Origin of the sequence: Actinopolyspora sabaoui, assembly GCF_051225635.1 — a bacterium.
In the GTDB taxonomy this organism is placed as follows: domain Bacteria; phylum Actinomycetota; class Actinomycetes; order Mycobacteriales; family Pseudonocardiaceae; genus Actinopolyspora.
Genome location: NZ_JBMIHH010000002.1, coordinates 526617 through 541799, shown reverse-complemented (window position 1 = coordinate 541799; position 15183 = coordinate 526617). Strand labels below are relative to the sequence as shown.

Annotated in this window: 12 protein-coding genes and 1 pseudogene; 6 read left to right on the top strand and 7 right to left on the bottom strand. The window is 67.3% G+C overall.

Annotated elements, in window-relative coordinates; genetic code table 11:
• Positions 1–78: 78 nt before the first annotated feature.
• The 3 genes from ACOQFL_RS05045 to ACOQFL_RS05035 form a co-directional block, all read right to left on the bottom strand.
• Entirely contained in the window at positions 79–150 is a 72-nt protein-coding gene (locus ACOQFL_RS05045) for a putative leader peptide (RefSeq protein WP_435542934.1), read from the bottom strand.
• A gap of 205 nt (positions 151–355) precedes the next feature.
• On the bottom strand, positions 356–883 hold the full coding sequence (locus tag ACOQFL_RS05040; RefSeq protein WP_435542890.1) for a TlpA family protein disulfide reductase: 528 nt from the start codon (positions 881–883) through the stop codon (positions 356–358).
• Positions 883–1674, bottom strand: a complete 792-nt coding sequence (locus tag ACOQFL_RS05035) for an LmeA family phospholipid-binding protein (protein ID WP_435542889.1) — start codon at positions 1672–1674, stop codon at positions 883–885. Before ACOQFL_RS05035 ends, ACOQFL_RS05040 begins: the two co-directional genes overlap by 1 nt.
• A 389-nt stretch (positions 1675–2063) precedes the next feature.
• On the opposite strand from ACOQFL_RS05035, the gene ACOQFL_RS05030 reads away from it, so the two are divergent.
• Entirely contained in the window at positions 2064–2897 is an 834-nt protein-coding gene (locus ACOQFL_RS05030; protein WP_435542888.1) for a winged helix-turn-helix transcriptional regulator, read from the top strand.
• Here the strand turns inward: ACOQFL_RS05030 and ACOQFL_RS05025 are convergent.
• Positions 2787–4037, bottom strand: a pseudogene (locus tag ACOQFL_RS05025) (APC family permease); the annotation flags it as partial. The gene ACOQFL_RS05030 and the pseudogene ACOQFL_RS05025 sit on opposite strands and share 111 nt — an antisense overlap.
• Before the next feature lie 378 nt (positions 4038–4415).
• Between ACOQFL_RS05025 and mshD the strand changes: the two are divergent.
• The 5 genes from mshD to pstB all read left to right on the top strand — a co-directional run bounded on the left by mshD (position 4416) and on the right by pstB (position 9616).
• Positions 4416–5381 (top strand): mycothiol synthase, encoded by a 966-nt coding sequence (gene mshD, locus ACOQFL_RS05020; RefSeq protein ID WP_435542887.1) that lies wholly within the window; start codon positions 4416–4418, stop codon positions 5379–5381.
• A gap of 206 nt (positions 5382–5587) precedes the next feature.
• Complete coding sequence (pstS, locus tag ACOQFL_RS05015; RefSeq protein WP_435542886.1) at positions 5588–6700, top strand: phosphate ABC transporter substrate-binding protein PstS; 1113 nt, start codon at positions 5588–5590, stop codon at positions 6698–6700.
• A gap of 130 nt (positions 6701–6830) precedes the next feature.
• Positions 6831–7913, top strand: coding sequence for a phosphate ABC transporter permease subunit PstC (pstC, locus tag ACOQFL_RS05010; protein WP_435542885.1), 1083 nt, complete (start codon positions 6831–6833; stop codon positions 7911–7913).
• Positions 7910–8824 carry a phosphate ABC transporter permease PstA gene (gene pstA, locus ACOQFL_RS05005; protein ID WP_435542884.1) on the top strand — a complete coding sequence of 305 codons (915 nt, stop codon included), beginning with the start codon at positions 7910–7912 and terminating at the stop codon, positions 8822–8824. Before pstC ends, pstA begins: the two co-directional genes overlap by 4 nt.
• 15 nt (positions 8825–8839) lie before the next feature.
• Entirely contained in the window at positions 8840–9616 is a 777-nt protein-coding gene (pstB, locus tag ACOQFL_RS05000) for a phosphate ABC transporter ATP-binding protein PstB (RefSeq protein WP_435542883.1), read from the top strand.
• A gap of 546 nt (positions 9617–10162) precedes the next feature.
• Here the strand turns inward: pstB and ACOQFL_RS04995 are convergent.
• The 3 genes from ACOQFL_RS04995 to ACOQFL_RS04985 all read right to left on the bottom strand — a co-directional run bounded on the left by ACOQFL_RS04995 (position 10163) and on the right by ACOQFL_RS04985 (position 15131).
• The gene (locus ACOQFL_RS04995) at positions 10163–11020 is read right to left on the bottom strand and encodes a helix-turn-helix domain-containing protein (protein WP_435542882.1); all 858 of its coding nucleotides are present in this window, start codon (positions 11018–11020) and stop codon (positions 10163–10165) included.
• Positions 11021–11190: 170 nt separating this feature from the next.
• The gene (gene phoU, locus ACOQFL_RS04990; RefSeq protein ID WP_435542881.1) at positions 11191–11847 is read right to left on the bottom strand and encodes a phosphate signaling complex protein PhoU; all 657 of its coding nucleotides are present in this window, start codon (positions 11845–11847) and stop codon (positions 11191–11193) included.
• 308 nt (positions 11848–12155) lie between these two features.
• On the bottom strand, positions 12156–15131 hold the full coding sequence (locus ACOQFL_RS04985) for an LCP family protein (protein WP_435542880.1): 2976 nt from the start codon (positions 15129–15131) through the stop codon (positions 12156–12158).
• Positions 15132–15183 lie beyond the last annotated feature (52 nt).

Genomic DNA, 15183 nt, shown 5'->3' with positions numbered 1-15183 from the left:
GTGCCGAATCCGCCGGGCCGGGGAAAGCCGCCACGTCGGTGTGAGAACCGATCGCATTCGGTGCCGCGGCCCTGGTCGTCACACGCGACACAGGCTGCTTCCGACGCGGCACAGATCCACCGCGCGCCTGGAGGTCAGCAGTACATGCACACTTCGGAGGTTACCCGTCACGACTGGCTGGCGGAAAGATTGTTCACCTGTTGGGATGGATGTATCCGAACCGGATTGCCGTTCCGGTCATCGGGTGCTCTCACCGATGCTTTTCCGACCACCCGATGTCGGGCCTCCCGCGGCGAGAGCCGTGCGAGAGGTTCCGCCGAGCCAGCGACCCGACAACCCGAGCGGAAAACTCCACTCAGGGAAGGTGCGGGCGCAGTGCCTCGGCGAGCCCCTCGCGACGCGGCACTCCGGATACCCGGAACAGTTCCCGCCCGTGGGCGTCCAGCGCGAGCGTGGTGGGTGTGGTGTGCACCCCCAACGGGGCCGACCACTCCGGACGGTTGGTCAGCTCGATCTCCACGTGGCGCAGCCCCGTGGTTCGTTCGGCCATCGTCGACAGCAGGATTCGGGCGTGTCTGCACGGGGCGCAGAACGTGGTGGACAACTGCAGCAGGATGATCTCGGGCGTCACGTCTCGTGCGGCGGAGCCGTCAGCCGGACCGGCCGCGCGCCCGGTTCCGGTCACTTCGCCGTCGGTGCCGGAAACCTCGCGGCGCAGCACCTCGGCGATCTCCGCGGGAAGCTGATCGAACACTGCCGGGGGAACCCCGCCGCCACGGCGGTTATTCCGCGTGGTGATCCGGCCCTCCCGTCCGCGAAGCACCGAGCCGAGTATCAGCGTCGCGATCAGTGCGAGCAACAGCGCCCACCACTCCGGCGGCATCAACCAATGGTTCCGTTCCCGTTGATCACCACGTTCTCGGCGCTGCCCGCCACCACCAGCGTGCCGCGTTCCACCTCGACGGCCGTGGGCCGCACGTCGAACGGCAGCCCTCCCGGATCGAGAGTGGTGTCGAACCTCCGCAGGATCATCTTCTCGAAGGTGCCCGCCAGGTCCACCCGGCCGACGGCGCTGTTCTTCAGGTCCAGTTCGTTCGGCACGATCCGCAACTTGCCGTCCTCCAACCGGAGCGTGCCGGTGACGGTGACCCGATTGCTCGTCCCCGCGATGTCGACCTTTCCGCGCATCCGCACCCCCGTCGAGGACTCGCTGCCCGCGCCGCCGGACGCGGTCGCCGAGGCGGGCGGGGGGTCGACCGGAGTGATGCGAAGGTTCTCGACCGGCACGACCTTGTCCAGATCGGATTCGTCGATTCGGAGCTTCCCGGTCACCTCCTCGACCGCTATTCGGTTGTTCTCACCGGTCAACATGCCCAGAGTGGAGATCCGCGCGTGATGCAGCCGCGCCCGGACGTCGACGTCGCGCAGCGGACCGACGTCGACCCCCGGTACGCGCAACCGCACATCACGGAAGTCCCCTCGCGCCGCCTGGGTCAGGAACGGAAAGCCGGTTATCCGGACCCCCGGGTCGCGTCCGAGCTCGAGTTTCTTCCCCAGTTTCTTGGACACCTGGTACTCGGCGAGGGCCGCGCCGCCGAAATCTGCCGCCAGGAACAGACCGAGCAGCACGACCAGCGTGATCGTGAGCTTCTTGGCCGGGAAGGCACGTCGCACCGGGAGGTTTCCGTTTCTGTCTGGTGTCTCCGCGGCGGGGGACACGGTGCTTTCACTCTAGTAGGGGTTCGTCGATTCACCTTCCGCGGCGGCTCGCGCGGTGGGATCCGGCACGGTGGTCCGGGCCACGTGCGCGGCCGTTCCGGCGCTCCTCGCTCGGAGCCCGATCACCGGGTGGTTCGAAACCGACGGCCCCTCGGACTGGCCGCACTGCCTCGGACTGGCCGCACTGCCTCGGTCGTGTGAGCTGTGTTGCGTTACCTGTGCTTGTGCTGCGTGTTATGGGTATTCTTTTCGTCATCGGAGGCAACGGAGCCTCGCGGCCCGGTTACGGCGCATTTTCCGTATCGCCCACTCCCGGCGTTTACGCCGGTTCACGGAGGCATTGTATGAGCTCCGATCTGCTGCTGTTGAGCAACGAGTCCGACTGCGAGTCCGTACTGCCCGCGCTGTCCCTGCTGCCGCACCGGGTGCGGGTGATCGGTCCGGACAGCTCCGCGCTGGTCACCGCCGGCGGACACGAACTCGTCGTCGTCGACGCCCGCGACAACCTCGCCAACGCCAGGAACCTGTGCCGGATGTTGTCCTCGGGAAGCGCCGGGGTGCCGGTGTTCGCCGTGGTCAACGAGGGCGGCCTGGTGGTGGTCAACGCCGAGTGGGGTGTGGACGACGTGCTGCTGCCCACCGCCGGCCCGGCCGAGGTCGACGCGCGGATCAGGTTGCGTACCGCACAGCGCGGTGCCGACTCCGTCGCCGGGGGACCGGTGACCGTGGGCGACCTGGTCATCGAGGACGAGACCTACACGGCCAGGCTCAAGGGCAAGGCCCTCGAACTGACCTACAAGGAGTTCGAGCTGCTCAAACACCTCGCCACCCACGCGGGCAGGGTCTTCACCCGAGTGCAGCTGCTGCAGGAGGTCTGGGGTTACGACTTCTTCGGCGGTACCCGGACGGTGGACGTGCACATCCGGCGGCTGCGCGCCAAGCTGGGTCCCGAGCACGAGGCCATGATCGGGACGGTCCGCAGCGTGGGTTACAAGTTCGTGCGGCCCTCGCGGCCGAGCCGGGACTCGAGCGGTTCACGACGTGCCGACTCGGCCGCGCAGCAGGAAGGAGCGGACCTTCCGCCGCTCGCGGAACAGGAGTCCGACGCCGAAGCAGCCGACTCCGGCCACGACGGCCTGCCACGGCAGGCTGAACGCGAGTACAGCGCACCCCACTAGGCCCACGACGGGTAGTGCTCTGGGGAACCACCGTCGCTCCCCGGGCAGGGTCCACGCCGCCGCGTTGGCGATCGCGTAGTAGACCAGCACACCGAACGAGGAGAAGCCGATCACCGCGCGCAGATCGCCCGCCGCGATCAGCACCACCACCACGGCGGCCATCCCGAGCTCGGCGTGGTGCGGAGTGCCGAACCGAGGGTGAACGCGCTCCAGCGGCCCCGGCAGGTCCCGTTCGCGGGCCATCGCCATCGCGGTTCTTCCCACGCCCGCGAGCAGGGCGAGCAGTGCGCCCAGCGCGGCAGTGCCCGCTGCGATCCTCGCCGCCGGGGCCAGCCACGGAAGCGGGCCCGCTTTCACCGCCTCGGCGAGCGGTGCGGTGGACTCGGCCAGCCCGGACGGGCCCAGCGAGCCGAGCAGCGTCACCCCCACCACCAGGTACAGCAGCACCACGATGCCCAGCGCGATCGGAATGGCCCGCGGGATGGTCCGCTCGGGATCGCGGACCTCCTCACCGAGGGTGGCTATCCGCGCGTACCCGGCGAAGGCGAAGAACAGCAGCCCCGCCGCTCCGGTCGTTCCCCACAGGCCACCCCAGCGCGACCCGGTATCCGACGGGACGGCGCCGGTACCGGGCAGTAGCGGTGGGTTCGAGTCCGGAAACCATACGGCGACGAGCGCCACCGCCAGCCCGGTCAGGGTGATCACCAACAGCACCCGGGCCAGCCGCGCCGTGCGGGTGATCCCGACGTAGTTGGTCCCGGCGAGCAACAGCACGAACACCACCGCCACGACATCGCGGTGCGACGGCGAGAGGTAGTTCGCCGCCGTCAGAGCCATCGCGGCGCACGAGGCCGTCTTACCGGTGACGAACCCCCAGCCCGCCAGGTATCCCCAGATCGCACCGAGTCGTTCGCGGCCGTAGACGTAGGTACCCCCCGCGGCGGGGTGGTGCGCTGCCAGCGCCGCCGAACTCGACGCGTTGCAGAACGCCACGAACGCGGCCAGCAGCAGCGCCGGGACCAGGTTCCAACCCGCCCGCGAGGCCGCCGGGGCGAACGCCGCGAAGAGCCCGGCGCCGATCATCGACCCGAGCCCGATCGTCACCGCGTCGGCCGTACCGAGGCGGGCCTTCAAACGCATGACCACTTCTTTCGTTCGTGCGGGGCTTGTGCTGCGTGGCGGTGTGGGTGGCGGAACCTCTGGCACGGCTCTCGCTGTGGGGAGGCCCGACATCGGGTAGCGATCTACACAACGTCGGGGCCGTCCTCGCGAGAGCCGCACCGGAGAACCCGCGGCGGCGCCGGCTGCGAGGGTGGTTGGAGTTCGGCCTGCGTCGAAGTGGCGCGGCGATTTCGCGGGAAATTGACGCGGCCTCGAGGGCGGGGTTCGGCGTGGTGCGCCGTTCGTCGTTCCACTCGCTGCGATTCTGTTGTTCGTGACCGTCCTTCCCTCGGTTTCATAGTCGAGTGGGGCCACGCGGGCAACAAACTCCGGTTGAACATCGGTAATCTCGGTCGCGTGGTGCATCTGACGTGGCGAAACGGACTTGACGAGATCGAGACCGCCGAGGTCTTCGACCTGCTGACCGCAGCCGAGCGGGCCGATGGGGTGGCACCGGTCGGTGAGCACGTGATCCTGCGGTTGCGCTCCCACCGCGGTGTCAGTGAACAGATCGAGCCGGTGCAGGCCGATGTAGCGGGTTCGGAGCATTTCGTGATCCGTGCCGACGGTGGCGAACTGGCCGGCTACGCCCATGTGGACACCGAGGGCGAAGCCCGGGGGGAACCACTGGTGGCCGAACTCGCGGTACATCCCCGGTTCCGGGAGAACGGGATCGGTACCCAGCTGGTGTCGGCGTTGCTGGAACGTGCCGAGATACCCGTCGAGCCCGACGAGGAGGGGGACTCGTACCGGTTGCGCATCTGGTCGCACGGCCTGCTCGCGGGGGCGGTCCGGCTGGCTGACCGGTTCGGTCTCGCGCGGGTCCGGGAACTGTGGCGGATGGGGCGTGAGCTGAGCGGTGCCGAACTCGACGAGCCGGTGCTTCCCGAGGGAGTGACGATACGTGGTTTCCGGCCGGGCGAGGACGAACCGGAACTGGTGCGGGTCAATCACCTCGCGTTCTCCTGGCATCCCGAGCAGGGCGGGATGACCGAGGCGGAAGTGCGGGAGAAGGAGGGGCTGGACTGGTTCGATCCGGCCGGGTTCCTGCTGGCCGTGGACGGTGCGGACCGGCTGCTCGGATTCCACTGGACCAAGATTCACCCGGACGGGAGTGGCGAGGTCTACGTGGTCGGAGTCGATCCGGACACGCAGGGTAGTGGGCTCGGGAGAGCTCTGACGTTGGCCGGGCTGCGCTACCTGCGCGACGTCGGATGCCCCAGGGTGATGCTCTACGTGGAGGGGGACAACGGCCCCGCGGTCAGCGTTTACCGACGTCTCGGCTTCGAGCGCTGGGATGTCGACGCGCAGCTCGGCCGATGAGCAATACTGAACACTGTGGGTGTTCGTGATTGTGGTGCGGGTGAGCATTTTTCGGGTGTGCTCACCCGCTTAGCTGTGTGCTTGCTTACTTAGCGTGCCGTGTTCATTTTCTGTTCACCTGAATGGTGGTCGACGGCTACCGAGTCGACTTAAGGTCGCTCTCGGAACGGCACACGCCGTCAACTCCGTTGGCTTGGAGGAGCGACGTGCACTTCGGGCGGCACAGGTTCGCGCTCGGGTTTCTCGCGGTCGGTGTTCTCGCGCTGACCTCCTGCGGAACCGATCGCAACGTCACCACGGCCGATCTGAACCCCGAGTTGCGGCAACTCGAGGTCGACTGCGGAAACGCCTCCGTGGTCGCCGAGGGTTCTTCCGCACAGAAGAACGCGATGGACGTCTTCGCCAGGGACTTCGGAGTCAAGTGCGAGGGCAGGCAGCTCAACTACACGGCCTCCGGCTCGGGCAAGGGCATCTCCGCCTTCACCGCCGGGCAGGTCGATTTCGCCGGCTCGGACGAGGCGCTCAACAGTGCCGAGGCCGAGAAGGCCAGGAAACGCTGCGGAGGCAATCCCGCCTGGAACATCCCCATGGTGTTCGGGCCGCTCGCGATCACCTACAACCTCCCGGGGGTCGACGACCTCAACCTCAGCCCGGAGACGATCGCCAAGATCTACCAGGGTGAGATCACCAGGTGGAACCACCCGGCCATTCAGCGACTCAATCAGGGAGCCGACCTGCCGGGAACGAAGATCGTTCCGTTCTACCGCTCCGACGAGTCCGGCACCTCGGCCAACTTCCAGGAATACCTCTCCATCGCCACCGACGGGATGTGGAACGGCTCGGGCAAGACGTTCCGTCCCGGATCCGGTGTCGGCCAGGGCAGGGCAGGCACCGACGGAGTCACCTCCTCGGTGGAACAGACCGAGGGCGGGATCACCTACGCGGCCTGGGCCTTCCCGAAGAACGCCGGACTCGGCATCGCCGCCATCGACAGCGGTAACGGCCCGGTCGAACTCACCAGCCGATCCGCGGGCAAGGCCATCGACGGTGCCGAGATAGCCGGTGCCGGACACGACCTCCGGCTGAACCTGGAGTCGATCTACGGCAACGACTCGCCGGGGGTCTATCCGCTGGTGCTGGCCACCTACGAGGTCGTGTGCTCGGCAGGCTACGACAAACAGACCGCGAAGTCCGTGACCGCCGCGCTGCGGGTCGCGGCACACGCGGGCCAGGAGAACCTGGAGCAGGCGGGTTACGTGCCGCTGCCTCCGAAGTTCCGCGAGAAGGTCCTCGACGCGGTCGATGCGATCCGGACCTGAGCTTGGTAGTGCCGAGCCAGGTCGCCACCACCCCGACGTCCTCCCGGGCCAGTGCGTGCTCTCGCCGTGCGGCGGTCACCGAGCACGAGCACGACCGGGAAATCCGGAAACTGAGAGGTCGCGAACAACGGTGACCGAGTCGACGAATTCCGAGTGGCGGTCCGCCCCGCCGGGCGAAGCAGCCACATCGCCGGACGAGACCGGCAACACCCTCGTGGGAGGCCCCGAAGAACCGGCCTCGCCCGCACCACCCACACCGCCGGAGCAACCGGGTGAGAGGAAGGTGCTACGCCTTGGGGACCGGCTGTTCCAGAGCGTGGCAACCGGATCAGGGATCTTCGTCGTCGCCATCATCGCGGCCATCGGACTGTTCCTGCTGGTCAGGGCCATACCCGCGCTGCAAGCCAACGAGGCCAACTTCCTGCTCTCCGGACAGTGGCGCACCGGTGCCCCGGAGGACATGGCCTTCGGCATCGTCGATCTCGCCTGGATCACCGTCGCGAGCTCGCTGGTGGCGCTGATCATCGCGATGCCCGTGGCGGGCGGAATCGCGCTGTTCCTCACCCAGTACGCCCCCAGGGTGCTGGCCCGGCCGTTCGCCTACGTGGTGGACCTGCTCGCCGCCGTCCCCTCCGTGATCTATGGCCTCTGGGGAGCGCTGGTGCTGGCGCCGGTGCTCAAACCCGTCGCGCTCTGGATCAACGGGACCCTGGGGTGGATACCGATCTTCGCCGACGGCAACGTGCCCGCCAACAGCGGTTCGAACGTCTTCACGGCGGGCATCGTGCTGGCGGTGATGATCCTTCCGATCATCACCGGAGTCGCGCGCGAGGTGTTCGCACGAACCCCCTCGGCGCAGATCGAGGGAGCCCTGGCGCTCGGGGCGACCAAGTGGGAAGTGGTGCGCACCACGGTGTGGCCGTTCGGCCGCAGCGGGTTCGTCGGCGGGGCCATGCTCGGCCTCGGCCGGGCCCTCGGTGAGACCGTCGCGCTGACGGTCATCCTCAGTTACACCTTCGAGGGACCGCACTACAGCATCTTCGACGCGGGGGCCACCTTCGCCTCGCGGATCGCGCTCGGCTCGGCGGAGTTCAACAACCACCTCACCGTCGGTGCCTACATCGCGGCCGGGTTGGTGTTGTTCATCAGCACCTTCGCCGTCAACGCGCTCGCCCGCTGGATCGAGAGCGGCAGCGGTAAGGGGAAGAAATGAGAACGGACACCGCTGACCTCGAGCGGCCCGCCAGCGCCCCCGCCTTCCAGCAGCTCGGCCTGGGGCGCAAGATCAAGAACCACACCGCCACCGTGCTGTTCGGTCTGGCGTTCGTGATCGCGGTGGTTCCGCTGCTGTGGGTGCTGTTCACCCTGGTGCAGCGTGGCCTGGCCCCCATGCTCAACGCGGAGTGGTGGAACCACTCGTTCTACGGGTTGCTGCCGAACGACTCCGGCGGCGGTATCTACCACGCGCTGGTGGGGACCCTGGAACAGACACTCGTCTGCGCCCTGATCGCGGTTCCACTCGGCGTGACGGTCGGGATCTTCCTCATCGAGTACGGCAGGAACTCCAAACTGGCCCGGACCACCACCTTCATGGTGGATATTCTCAGCGGGCTTCCCTCGATCGTGGCCGGGCTGTTCATCTACGCGCTGTGGATCACCACGTTCGGTTTCGACCGCAGCGGATTCGCGGTCTCGCTCTCGCTGGTGCTGCTGATGCTGCCGGTGGTGGTGCGGGTGACCGAGACGATGCTGACGATCGTTCCCGACGAGCTGCGGGAGGCCTCCTACGCGCTGGGCGTTCCCAAGTGGAAGACGATCGTGAAGGTGGTGCTGCCGACCTCGTTCTCCGGCATCATCACCGGCATCATCCTCGGGTTGGCCAGGGTGATGGGCGAGACCGCGCCCCTGCTCATCCTGGTCGGCTATTCCAGGGCGATCAACTACAACCTGTTCGACGGTCCGATGGCCTCGCTGCCACTGACGGTCTACACGGCACGCAAGACGTCCACGGAGGCGGGCGAGTACCGGATGTGGGGAGCGGCACTCACTCTCGTGCTGCTGATCATGCTGATCAATCTGCTGGCAACACTGTTGTCCAAACTGTTCGCGGTAAAGACCAGGTAGGGCGGTAGCCGAATCATGGCCAAACGTCTCGACATCAACGACCTCAACCTCTACTACAACAAGTTCCACGCGGTGCAGGACGTCACGCTGCAGGTGCACGCCCGCAGCGTCACCGCCTTCATCGGCCCCTCCGGGTGCGGCAAGTCCACCGTGCTGCGAGCGCTGAACCGCATGCACGAGGTGATTCCCGGCTCCAGGGTCGAGGGCAGCGTGCTGCTCGACGGTGAGAACGTCTACGCCCCAGGGGTCGACCCGGTCCAGGTCCGTCGCACGATCGGGATGGTGTTCCAGCGGGCCAACCCCTTCCCCACGATGTCGATCAGGGACAACGTGGTGGCCGGACTGAAGCTGGCCGGGGTCAAGGACAAGAAACGCCTGGAGGAGATCACCGAACGTTCGTTGCGCGGGGCCAACCTCTGGGAAGAGGTCAAGGATCGGCTCAACAAGCCCGGCGGTGGGCTGTCCGGTGGCCAGCAGCAGCGGCTGTGCATCGCCCGAGCCATCGCGGTGCAGCCCGACGTGCTGTTGATGGACGAGCCCTGCTCGGCACTCGACCCCATCTCGACGCTGGCGATCGAGGACCTCATCGCCGAGCTCAAGAAGGACTACACGATCGTCATCGTCACCCACAACATGCAGCAGGCCGCGCGGGTGAGCGACCAGACGGCGTTCTTCAACCTGCCCGAGGTGGGCGAGCCCGGCCAGTTGGTCGAGATCGGTGAGACCGGCAAGATCTTCTCGAACCCCAGTCAGAAAGCCACCGAGGGATACATCTCCGGCCGCTTCGGCTGAGCACGTGGCACGGTGCTTGTGTGCGTGGTCTGGTAGCCGGCACGTGAGTCGGCGCCTTGCGGCGTTGGGCCGGCTCTTGAGTAGCGACCTACGCGGCGAGCGGCCCGGCCTTGCAATGCATCCGACTCACGCACCGGGGACACCCTCGCTGCGACCCGCATGGCCACTTCCCGACGGCGGTCTCGGGCGCGGCGATTTCGTGGGAAATTGACGTTGGCCCGAGCTCGGGTGGCGGAACCTTCGGCACGGCTCTCGCTGCGGGTGCCCCGACATTGGGTAGCGACCTACACAACGTCGGGGCCGTCCTCGCGAGAGCCGCACCGGAGAACCCGCGGCGGGGCCGGTTGCCGGGGTGGTCGGAGTGCGGCCTGCGGGAGTGGTTGGAGTTCGCCCTGCGTCGATGGCCCGGCGATTTCGCGGGAAATTGACGGCCCCGGAGGGGGCGTTTCGGCCCTCGCAGTCTCGCCCGGGCGTCCGGCGGCACGTCGTGATTGCCCGAGCGAGGGGCTCGCCCCGCCGGAGACCGCGGGGCTTTCGGACTCCGGGTCACTCGCGGTGGTCGTCCGCGATGCTCGATATCAGCATCGTCGATTCCTTGGGCGAGAGCGCCAGGGCGCACACCCGCTCCAACGCGGCCAGGTACGGAGCGGTTTCGGCCGGTTTCTCCCAGAACCGCGAGTTCGTGGAATCACCCACGTGCACCACCTGCGGGTCGCCCGTCTCCTGGAACGAGAAGGCGGTGACACGATCGCCGAGCAGCGGATGAGCCCCGCTGCCGAACGGCAGCACCCGCAGCGTCACGTTGCGTCGGTAGCTCATCAGCACCAGGTGTTCCAGCTGGGCGCGCATCACCCGAGGCCCTCCCACGCCGCGCCGCAGCGCGGACTCGTCCAGCACCGAGTACAGCTCCAGCGAATGCTCACCCAGCAGCCGCTGCTGGCGGGTCGCCGTGATGGTCAGCCGTTCGGAGATCTCCTCCTCGGTTATCGTCTCGCGCTCCGTCGCCAGCAGTGCCGAGCAGTACTCCTCGGTCTGCAGTAATTCGGGGATGGGATCCGCTCCGAAGGTGCTCACCGCTCCGGCGGCGGTTTCCAGCCCCAGGTAAGTGTCGAAACCGTTGCGACGTGCGGTGCTGGCGTACGCCTGCCACCAACCGCGTTTCTTGGAGCCTTCGGCGAGTTCGAGCAGGGTGGTGACCTGTTCGCCGTTCGAGCCGTAGAGCTCGGCCATGAGCCGGACATCCGCGGTGCGGACCGGGACACGGCCGAGCTCGATCTGGCTTATCTTTCCCTGTGAGCAATCCAGGTGAGCCGCGACTTCGCGGTGTGTGCGCTGCGCTGCTTCGCGCAGCTTACGTAGTTCGCTGCCCAGACGTCGGCGGTGCACGGTAGGACTCTTACTCACGTCGGCAGACTCGCACACCGTGGAGGTGAACAGCCGTCGTCAACGCCGACCAATAGTAGCGTTCATTCAATCGAATGAGGGGTGCGCGAAAACGACGACGCTGAGACGTCAACAGCGTGCCACGTGCTCACCTGTTCCGGGGAGGGAAAGACGCATCCCCGGAAATTCGGTCACGAATGGTCGCTGCTCGGCATGCTTCCCGTCACCACGTAGATGATCCGTCGCGCCACCGAGACCGCGTGGTCCGCGAAGCGCTCGTAGAACCTGCCCAGCAGGGTGATGTCCACCGCCGCCGACACGCCGTGCGACCACTCGGAGCCCATGACCACACTGAACAGGTGGCGGTGCAGGTCGTCCATCTCGTCGTCGTCGCCCTCGAGATCCCGCGCCTGCTGCACGTCCTGGGTGCGCAGGATCTGGTTCAGTCGGTTCGCGAGTTTGACCGCGACCTGGCCCATCTGTGAGAAGTAAGTTTTCACGTCCTCCGGGAGCACGGGCTGCGGGTGCCTGCGCCGTGCCGCCTTGGCCACGTGCAGCGCGAGATCTCCCATCCGCTCCAGACTCTCGGCGGCGTGGATCGTCGAGATCACGGTACGCAGGTCCCCCGCGACCGGGGCCTGCAGCGCCAGCAGCCCGAAGGCGTGCTCCTCGCAGCGCGCTCGGGCCTCGTCGACCTTCAAGTCGTCGTCGATGACCTGCTCGGCCAACGACAGGTCAGCTCCGAGCAGCGCGGTGGTTGCCTGCTCCATCGCGTTACCGACCATGGTCGACATCGCGGCGAGCTCGTCGGCGAGCTTGTCGAGCTGTTCCTGGTAGACCTCACGCATGGTTCCCACCCTACTTCTTGGGGGTATTGCGCAGGGTTCCCGTTGGTTAACCTGCGGTGAACACGATTTGAGTTCTCACTCGAAAAGACGAGTACGGGTGCGGTGGGGCCTCACGGTGGGTGAGAATCCGAGTCCCGAGCGGGCTTTCGTACCGCAGCCCCCACCCGTGTTGGCTTCGATGTTCCCGCCGAACGTCCTTCGGAAAGGGACGCGGGGATCCGGTGCGCGAGCCGCACGTCCCAGCGGTCCCGTGGCCGACCGCTCGGTGTGAGCGAGCGCCCACCCGGTCGGGAGGGGGCCCGCTCCGGTCAGCCGTTGACACCGCCGCACTTGTCCTCACCCGCGTTGACGGTCGAGAGGTTCTCCGGAACGTCCACGTCACCGCTGTTCGGCTTGCGAACCCGGTTGTCGTAGTCGGTCCCCAGCTCCAGTCGGAGCGTTTCACCGACCGAGGAATCAGCCACGATCTCGGCCGAGGGCACGGCGGAGGCAAGCAGCTGCGCCCGCTGCTTGTTCCCCTCCGAGTACCGGATGACCGTCTTGTCGAGCGGTGCGTCCAGGTTGCCGACATCGCCGACCGCGAAGTCGAACTCACGCAGGTCACTCGCTGTGTTGCCCGCCAGGCCGCTGCGTTCGGTGCTGTTGAACACCGAAACGCTCACCTCGGAGGGCTCGGGTTTCGCCGAGCTGTTCCCCTGCTCCTGTTGCGCGAAAGCCATGGGTGAGGTGTCCGACGCGGCACCCTCCGAAGCCTGCCCGCTCTGCTGGCCGGACGAGGAGTCGAGCGGCACGTCCTCGATGATGGCCCGGAACAACGAGTGGGCCTTGGACTCCACCAACACCTCGTTGCCGCGTGAGTTACGGGTTCCGGTGGTGGGGATGGTCACGAAGGTGACCTTCTCGGGGTCGAGCCCGTCCAGCGATTTTCCGAGCGAGATCAGCTTGTCGCTGTCGACGTTGTCGCCGAAGGTGTTGGCGATGATGGCGTTGGCCAGGTTCGTGAGTTTGCCGGGGTTGAGCAGCACGTTCGCCGATGTCGTCTTGCGCAGTAACGCGCTGAGGAACAGCTGCTGCCGTTCCATGCGCCCGTAGTCCGCGGTGGGGTCGTTGGTGAGCTTGCGCGCCCTGACGTAGCGCAGTGCCTGCTGCGGGCCGAGTTTATGCGTGCCCGCCGTTTCGAGGATGGGCCCCAGCTCGCGGTCGATCATCGGCTTGTTGGTGCAGATCTGCACTCCACCCACCGCGTCGACCATGGACTTGAACCCTTGGAAGTTGATCCCGAGGAAACTGTTGATCTCGAGCCCGGAGAGCTGCTGCACCTGCTTGGTGACGCAGGCGGGCCCACCTTCCCCGAACGCGGTGTTGAACTTGACGTTCTGCCGGGCCGCCACTGTTTCCTCGCTGTACTTTCCGGTGGCGGAGTCCCACTTCTTACAGGTGTCGGCCTGGATATCGATCTCCAGATCGCGCGGGATGGACACGATCACCACCCGACTACGGTCGGCGGGGATGTGCGCGATCATCGTCGTGTCCGAGCGGGCGCCCGGTACGCCCTCGGCCGTGCCGATGTTGTCCCCGCTCTTCGCGCCCTGGCGGGTGTCCGAACCGATCAGCAGGAAGTTCTGGTCACCCTCCTGCAGGTGCGCGTCCTGGATGGCGTCGGAGTTCTCGTTCAGCGCACGGATCTGGTTGAAGCTCGCGTCCAACCATGTCTTGCTGCCCCAGCCGATCCCCGTCGTGACGAACACCAGAGCCGCGACGGCGACGGCCGAGCCACGCCCCAGCATTCGCAGTCGCCTACGCTGCTTCTCCTTGCGCCACTCCACACGAGAGGAGCTCGCGTCGCGGTTCTCGGCGAAGTCGAACGGCATGTCCTGGCCGGGTTCGGGCTCCTTGCGGCTTCCCCACAGCCAGGCGTACTTCTTGCGCCGTTTCTCCTCCTCGGCCGCGAGCTCGTCGTGGACCGCCGAGAACCTGGCCAGCGTCGCGTCGATGGCGGCACTGGCCTCGTTGTCCTCGGCTTGTTCGTCGGCGGACTCGTCGTCGTCCGCGGCCGCCTCCTGGGAAGTGGTGGACCGGGCAGTGGCGGACGACTCGTTCTTCGGTGCGATGGCGGTGGTGTCGGGATCGTGCTCCGCACCCGAGGCCCGGGTGCCGAGCGCGTTCTCGGGATTCCGTTCCGGCTGTGCGCCCTCCTGGTGTCCCGTGGCTTCCGGAGCGGGACGCCCGGCTCGGGGCGAGCCGTTCAACATCTCTTCCGCGGCCGAGGGAGCGTTCGGCTCCGGCGCGGCGGTTTCCTCCCGGCGTGCGGGCTGCCGTGGTGTGCGTTCAGGGGGGAAACCGCCTGCTTGCGGCGGCATCTCGCCGCGTACTGCGGGCTGTTGAGCGGTGGGTTCTTCGGAGGGAACCTGCTGGGCCCCGGTTTCTCGGGCGCCGGTTTGCCGGGAGGGGGGCGGTGGGGCGGGAGCACCACGGTTCCGATTCAGCGCCGCACTGATCGGCTGGTTCGGGCGGGTGCGGTCGCTCGTGTCGGTTCCGGCATCACTTCCGGAGCGTGGTGGGGTCGCCGGCGCCGGGTTTCCGGCGGCCTGGTCCCCGGAGGGCGGAGCCATGGGTGAGGTGTGCGAGGAACCCTGATCCGTGGGCTGCTGCGTGTTGCCACCACTCCTGGCGGCGTTCGGCCTGCGCGACGCACCGAGGAACGGCGTCATCCGCGTCGTGTCGTCACTCTCGGCGGGCGGCGCGTTGTTGGATCCGATCCCGCCGGCGGGTTGTGGTGGGGAACTCGCCGAGTTGGGGATCTGCCACTGGGTCTGTTCGGATCCTCCAGGCTCGGTTCCCCCGGGCTGTTCCGGTTCCTGCCGCCTGCGGCGAGCGCGGCGGCCACGGGGCCGTCGTTCCCCCTCCTGGGGCGAGTTGCCGTGTTGTGGCGGAGTCTCCGGGACGGCCTCGGTGCTCCGCGTGGGCTGCTCGGGCGATTCCTCGCCCGGTTCGCTCCGGGTGGCTTGTGATCCGGATTGTTCCTCGGGTGGGACGAATTCCGATTCGTCCACTTCGACCCTTCGGTGCGAACCGGTGTTCTGGGTCTGTCCCTTGCCGTGCCTGGACAGCAAATCTCCGACGCGCGTGCCACCCGTACCGTCGTCCCCGAGAGCCCTTCTGCGCCTGCGCGAAGTGGCCCGGCTGCCCGTTTCGGAGCCGTTTCCGGTTTCGTCTTCGGGATACGCCCACTCCGAGTGGGAACTCTGGTGCCCCGAACTGCCTCGACGGGGATTATCCGGCACCTGCGTTCCCTCCCACCTTGCTGCCATTGGCTTTCATTCGGACGGTTGGCGA

What these genes read in the sequence shown, in the direction of transcription:
- ACOQFL_RS05040 (WP_435542890.1), bottom strand. Translation starts at nt 883, where the DNA reads ATGCCGCCGGAGTGGTGGGCGCTGTTGCTCGCACTGATCGCGACGCTG.
- ACOQFL_RS05030 (WP_435542888.1), top strand. Translation starts at nt 2,064, where the DNA reads ATGAGCTCCGATCTGCTGCTGTTGAGCAACGAGTCCGACTGCGAGTCC.
- pstA (WP_435542884.1), top strand. Translation starts at nt 7,910, where the DNA reads ATGAGAACGGACACCGCTGACCTCGAGCGGCCCGCCAGCGCCCCCGCC.
- pstB (WP_435542883.1), top strand. Translation starts at nt 8,840, where the DNA reads ATGGCCAAACGTCTCGACATCAACGACCTCAACCTCTACTACAACAAG.
- phoU (WP_435542881.1), bottom strand. Translation starts at nt 11,847, where the DNA reads ATGCGTGAGGTCTACCAGGAACAGCTCGACAAGCTCGCCGACGAGCTC.